This is a genomic window from Sphingomonas bacterium, assembly GCF_903643035.1.
Classification (GTDB): Bacteria; Pseudomonadota; Alphaproteobacteria; order Sphingomonadales; family Sphingomonadaceae; genus Sphingomonas.
In genome coordinates this window covers 1-5,632 of sequence record NZ_CAHJWW010000178.1, presented here as the reverse complement: position 1 = coordinate 5,632, position 5,632 = coordinate 1, and the positions used below count along the sequence as shown (strand labels likewise).

6 protein-coding genes and 1 pseudogene are annotated in these 5,632 nt (G+C 68.4%); 3 read left to right on the top strand and 4 right to left on the bottom strand.

Going from position 1 to position 5,632, the window contains the following annotated elements:
- Nucleotides 1-153: 153 nt before the first annotated feature.
- Entirely contained in the window at nt 154-1,236 is a 1,083-nt protein-coding gene (locus tag HUV01_RS11215; protein ID WP_174298334.1) for a 1,9-bis(guanidino)-5-aza-nonane synthase, read from the bottom strand.
- A 108-nt stretch (nt 1,237-1,344) separates the two neighbouring features.
- Nucleotides 1,345-2,595, bottom strand: coding sequence for a type III PLP-dependent enzyme (locus HUV01_RS11210; protein ID WP_254606580.1), 1,251 nt, complete (start codon nt 2,593-2,595; stop codon nt 1,345-1,347).
- Nucleotides 2,596-2,766: 171 nt separating this feature from the next.
- Between HUV01_RS11210 and HUV01_RS11205 the strand changes: the two genes are divergently transcribed.
- Nucleotides 2,767-3,696: a threonine ammonia-lyase gene (locus tag HUV01_RS11205; RefSeq protein WP_254606579.1), complete on the top strand. Its 930-nt coding sequence runs from the start codon at nt 2,767-2,769 to the stop codon at nt 3,694-3,696.
- 55 nt (nt 3,697-3,751) lie between these two features.
- On the opposite strand, the gene HUV01_RS11200 is transcribed toward HUV01_RS11205, so the two are convergent.
- Nucleotides 3,752-4,426, bottom strand: a complete 675-nt coding sequence (locus HUV01_RS11200; RefSeq protein ID WP_174298332.1) for a hypothetical protein — start codon at nt 4,424-4,426, stop codon at nt 3,752-3,754.
- 140 nt (nt 4,427-4,566) lie between these two features.
- Between HUV01_RS11200 and HUV01_RS11195 the strand changes: the two genes are divergently transcribed.
- Nucleotides 4,567-4,734: a hypothetical protein gene (locus tag HUV01_RS11195; RefSeq protein WP_174298330.1), complete on the top strand. Its 168-nt coding sequence runs from the start codon at nt 4,567-4,569 to the stop codon at nt 4,732-4,734.
- A gap of 31 nt (nt 4,735-4,765) precedes the next feature.
- Here HUV01_RS11195 and HUV01_RS11190 read toward each other — a convergent pair whose 3' ends face one another.
- Entirely contained in the window at nt 4,766-5,422 is a 657-nt protein-coding gene (locus HUV01_RS11190; RefSeq protein ID WP_174298331.1) for an alpha/beta hydrolase, read from the bottom strand.
- A 77-nt stretch (nt 5,423-5,499) separates the two neighbouring features.
- Between HUV01_RS11190 and HUV01_RS15220 the strand changes: the two are divergent.
- Nucleotides 5,500-5,632 (top strand): annotated as a pseudogene (locus tag HUV01_RS15220) (aminotransferase); the annotation flags it as partial.

The following is a 5,632-nucleotide window of genomic DNA, read 5'->3' as shown; positions in this document are numbered from 1 at the left end:
ACTATCTCGCTTCAAGCCGCGCCGGGCAGCCCGCCGGGTTTTGCTATCTCGGTCCGGTGTTCCGCTATCGCGGCGGCCGTCCCGGACGGGCGCCACCTTCGCTGGCGCGAGCACGGGCGGGGACCGCCGCCGGCCGCGGTCCCCGCCCGCCGATCAGTCGAAGATCGCGCCCCAGCGACGCTTCACGCGGTCCTTCCACAAGCCGCGATGATATGCATCGGACGCCAGCAGCGGCATCACCGATCCGGCCTCGGCGAACACCATCTGCTCGATGCCCGTGTTCACCTTGCCCCAGGACGCCGCCTCCTGCAGCGTGGAGGAGGAACACGCGCCGTCGCGAACGTCGGCGACGGTGATCTGGATCGCGTACTTGTGCACCTCCACGTCGTCGTGACCCAGGATCTCGGCGCAGACGACCGTATCCTGGATGAAGTTCTTGGGCACCCCGCCGCCGATCATCAGCAGCCCGGTGGTGCCCGCCTTGATCTTGATGTCGGTCAGCTCGCGGAAGTCGGCGATGGAGTCGATCGTGAGGTACGGCCTGCCCGCCTTCATCGCGTCGACCTGATGCTTGACCAGGCCGAAGCCCGCCGACGAGTCGGTGAACGCCGGGCAGAAGATCGGCACGTCATGCTCGTAGGCGAGCTTGACGAGGCTGTTGTCCTTCTTTCCATGCTCGACCAGATACCTGCCCATCTCCCTGATGAACGCACGCGAGGAATAGGGCTTGGCGGGCAGCGCCTCCGCGATCTCGAAGATCGTGTGGTCGACGTGCTGGAGTTCCTCCTCGTCGATGTAGGTGTCGTAGATGCGGTCGATCAGCAGCGAGCGCAGCGTGTCGTCGTCCGGCACCTCAAGCGCCTGGTAATGCTTGTGGCCCAGCCCTTCGAAGAAATCCATGTCGACGATCGTCGCGCCGGTCGCGACGATGCCGTCGATCATGTTGGAGCGCAGCAGCTCGGCATACAGGTCCATGCACCCCGCCGCCGACGTGGAGCCGGCGACGACGAGGAAGATCGAGCAGTCGGGATCGGCGAGCATCTGGTTGTAGATGCCGGTCGCGCGCGCGAGGTCGCGGCTGGTGAAGCTCATCTTGTCCATCGCGTCGATGATCGGTCGCGCGTCGAACGTGCGGATATCGACATGCTCGACCTGCTTGGACAGCAGCTCGCGCTTGCGGGTGTCGTTGGGGCGAATGTCCTCGCGGGTAGGCGTGTCGATCGTGGTGTCGGTCATGGCATCCTCATTCCCCTCCCGCTCGCGGGAGGGGTTAGGGGTGGGCAGGAGCGGGAAAGGCTTCCCGCTCCCGACCCCTCCCGCGAGCGGGAGGGAAGCAGAAGTGCGTTACAGCTTGACGACTTTCCCGGGCTCCGGCGCCGCCACGTCGGCCACGTCCTCGCCGTACAGCGTCGCCATCGGCTCGTCGGTGGCGATCGCGGTCTCGTCCGAGCCGAAGCCGTTGAACGCGGTCCGCATCGCCGCGCCGTACGCGCCGAGCATCCCGATCTCCAGATAGTCGCCCGCCCGGACGTCAGCCGGCAGCAGGAACGGCCCGGCCATATGGTCGAGGTCGTCGCATGTCGGCCCGTAGAAGCTGAACGCGACCAGCCTGGCTCGGCTCTCCTCGGGCCGCAGCACCGTGACCGGGAACCGCCACCCGATATGCGCCGCATCGAACAGCGCGCCGTACGCGCCGTCGTTGATGTACAGCTCATCCCCGCGCCGCTTCTCGACGCGCACCACCACCGAGCTGTATTCGGCACACAGCGCGCGACCCGGCTCGCACCACAGTTCGGACGAATAGGACACCGGCAGCTTCTCGAACGCGCGGTGGATCGTCTCGAAATAGCGGTCGAGCGGCGGTGGCTCCATGCCGGGATAGCTGGACGGGAAGCCGCCGCCGACGTCGATCACGTCCACGGTCACCGCCGCCTCGACGATCGCCAGCCGCACGCGCTCCATCGCCTCGGCATAGGCCTGCGGGCTCATCGCCTGGCTGCCGACGTGGAAGCAGATGCCCAGCGCGTCGGAGGCCTGGCGCGCGGCCATCAGCAGCGGCCTGGCCTCCGACGGCGGACAGCCGAACTTGGCCGCGAGGCTGAGCTTGGAGTGTTCGGAGGACACGCGCAGCCGCACGCACAAGGTGAGGTCGGTCGCGCCGTCTGTGGCGCGCACGATCTTGTCCAGCTCTTCCAGGCTGTCGAGACTGAACACGCGCACGCCATGGACGCGATACGCCTCGGCGATCGCCTCTTCCGCCTTCACGGGATGCATGAAGCACAAGGTCGCGTCCGGCAGCGTGCGCGCGACGAGCCGCACCTCGGCGATCGAGGCGACGTCGTAATGCGTCACGCCATTGTCCCACAGCACATGCAGCAGGTCAGGCGACGGGTTCGCCTTTACCGCGTACATCGACCGGCCCGGGAACTTCTCGACGAAGTACCGGGCCGCCCGCGCGGCGGCATGCGGACGGATCAGCGTGACCGGCGATGCCGGCCGCTGCAAGGCGATGTCGAAGCCGCAATCCACCATGTTCTGGGGGGAAACGGCGGTCGAACGGGGTGCTAACCCCAACGCGCTGGGATGCTGGTGCAAATCAAGGGACCTCCAAGTGGCTTTCGCCGATCGTTCGAAAAGCTGCCTTGCGGTTGGAAGTCCCATGGGGCAGCGGAGGGGGCAGATAGGGTCGATCGCCCCCCCTGTAAAGCGTGTTTTGACCTGCGGAGACGAGCCCTGACGATCGTGCGACACCCTACCCGCGCCGGCGTGCGCGACGCAGCCGCGAAGATCACGCAGATCCTGCCGCCCACTCCTTTGTTCACGAGTGAAATCAACGGGGTACAAGTAGCATTCAAGGCGGAGTCGTTGCAGCCGGTCGGTGCGTTCAAGGTTCGCGGCGCGTGGCATCGTTTGTCCGCGCTGGACGAGGCGGCGCGGCGGCGCGGGGTGGTGGCGTTCTCGTCGGGCAACCATGCGCAGGGGATCGCCTGGGCGGCGAGGCGGCTGGGCATCCCCGCGACGATCGTGATGCCCGCGGACGCGCCGCGCGTGAAGCTTGACGCGACGCTGGCGCTGGGCGCGGAGGTGGTCCGCTACGACCGCGCGACCGAGTCGCGCGAGGGCATCGCCGGGCGGCTGGCGGAGGCGCGCGGGGCGACGCTGGTGCCGAGCTTCGACGATCCCTGGGTGATCGAGGGTCAGGGCTCGGCCGGGATCGAGGCCAGGCGCCAGATGGAGACAGCGGGGCTGGGGCGCCCGACGCATGTCGTGGTGCCGTGCGGCGGCGGCGGTCTCGCGGCGGGGATCGCGCTGGCGCTGGAGGACGCGCGCGTGACGGTGGTCGAGCCTGTGGGATGGGACGACATGCGCCGGTCGCTGGAGGCGGGCTGGATCGAGCCGGTGGGCGCGAACCCGCCGCCGACCCGGTGCGACTCGCTGATGACGACGCGGGTCTCGACGCTGACGTTCGACGTGCTCTCCAGGCGGGGCGTCGAGGGGGTGGCGGTGAGCGAGGCGGAGACGGCGGCGGCGCAACGCTGGGCCGCGGAGCGCCTGCGGCTGGTCGTGGAGCCGGGCGGCGCGGTGGCGCTGGCCGCGCTGCTCGTCGGCAGGGTGCGCGCGGAGGCGGGGATGCTGGTGCTGCTGTCGGGCGGGAACGTGGACCTGGCGGCCTATGCCCGGGTGATGACGGGGTGAAGGTCCCTGTCCTCCCGCAGATGTTCTCGGGGCTCGACCTGCGCCCGCTCGGCACTCAAAGGCGATAGCCGAGCCGCAGCTGGAGGACGGGGTACACCTTGTAGTCGTCCACCCGATCCTGCACGCGCAATCGCTCCTGTTCGAGCTGGGCGGTGTAGGTCGCATCGCCGGCCAGCGCGCCGTTGGACCGGAAGTCGCGAACGCGCACCGCGCCCTGGAACAGCGCGCCGGCTTCCAGGCCGAGCCGAAGACGAGGCGCCACCGAAGCCGCATAACCCAGCGTCAACTGCGGCGCGAACGCCTTTGTATCGGCATGGCCGGTGATCGTGCCGATCTGCGCCGGCGTGAAGCTGATCCTTCCGATCTGGGTATTCTGCGTCGGCGTCGCGGTGATCAGGCCGCGGTTCCCGTCGATGCGCCCGCCAGCCGACACGAAGAACCCGCCGCGGAACGGGTGCAGGTCGGCGAACAGTCCACCCGAGGCGAGGGTGAAATCGCCGTGATAGGCGAGGTTGCCCGACCGGACGCTATGGCCGAAACCGAGAAAGGTCGCGTTCGCGCGCACGCCGACCACGCCGCCGGGAAGATCGTAGGACACCTCCGGACCCACGCCTTCGGTTCCCCCGGTCACGCCTAGCGATACGCTGCCCGGCAGGCTCTGCGCCTCCGCCGCGGTGCCGCCGCCCATCGTCATCAGCACCAGCGCACCAGCCGCCACATATCCGTTCATGCTCAGCTCCCGTCCGTATCGTCCCGCGAGCAATGCTCCTCCTTGAGAAAACAACGCGTTAACGCCCATGGCCGTTCTGCGTCGCGGCGGGCGAGGGGCAGTTTTCGACAAGGTCGGCCTGAACGGCCTAAGGGGAGCGCGTGGACTCCCCGAACGCCCTTGCTCCCGCCCTTGCGATGCTCGCCACCTTCGTGCTGGTCGTGTTCGGCGCCCGGCTGGTGTGGCTCGGCACCGACCGGCGCAAGGGCGTGCTGATGCTGGTGATGGCGGCGGTGCTGCTGGGAAATGTGCTGGTCTGGATCGCCTGACGCGCCGCCGTGGCCGGTCGAGCCTTCGCCCTCACCGGATCGGCGAGTCCGGCGCCAGCCGCATGTCCAGATACTTGTCCACGCTGCCCATCAGGTCCGGCATCTCGTGCTCGAAGAAGTGGTTGGCCTTGGGAATCGTATCGTGATGGATGGTGATGTGCTTCTGCGTGCGCAGCTTGTCGACCAGCTTCTGCGTCGCGGCGGGAGTCACCACCTCGTCCTGTCCGCCCTGGATGATGATGCCGCTCGCGGGACAGGGCGCCAGAAAAGTGAAGTCGAACATGTTGGCGGGCGGCGCGATCGAGATGAAGCCGCGGATCTCCGGCCGCCGCATCAGCAGCTGCATCCCGATCCACGCGCCGAAGCCGAAGCCTGCGACCCAGGTCGTCTGCGCCTCGACGTGGAAGCTCTGCACCCAGTCGAGCGCGCTCGCCGCGTCGGACAGTTCGCCGACGCCGTTGTCGAAGACGCCCTGGCTCTTGCCCACGCCGCGGAAGTTGAAGCGCAGCACGGCGAAGCCGCGCCGCTGGAACGTCTTGTAGAGTTCCTGCACGATGCGGTTGTTCATCGTGCCGCCCGACTGCGGATGCGGGTGCAGGATCATCGCGACCGGCGCACGCGGGCGTGGGGCAGGGGCAAAACGCCCCTCCAGGCGGCCTTCGGGGCCGGGAAAGATGACTTCGGGCATGGGCGACCTTAGAAAGGGGAGCGCGGGATGAAGCCCGCCGGATGCTCCATTATATAGCAGGCGATCCACGCAAGGGAATGATCTTGGCCGACCGCCTGTACCTCGACCATGCCGCGACCACGCCGACGACCGCCGCCGCGCGCGCGGGCGTGGCGGACGGCATGGCGCGCTGGGCGAACCCCTCGTCGCCCCATGCGGAGGGCCGGGCGG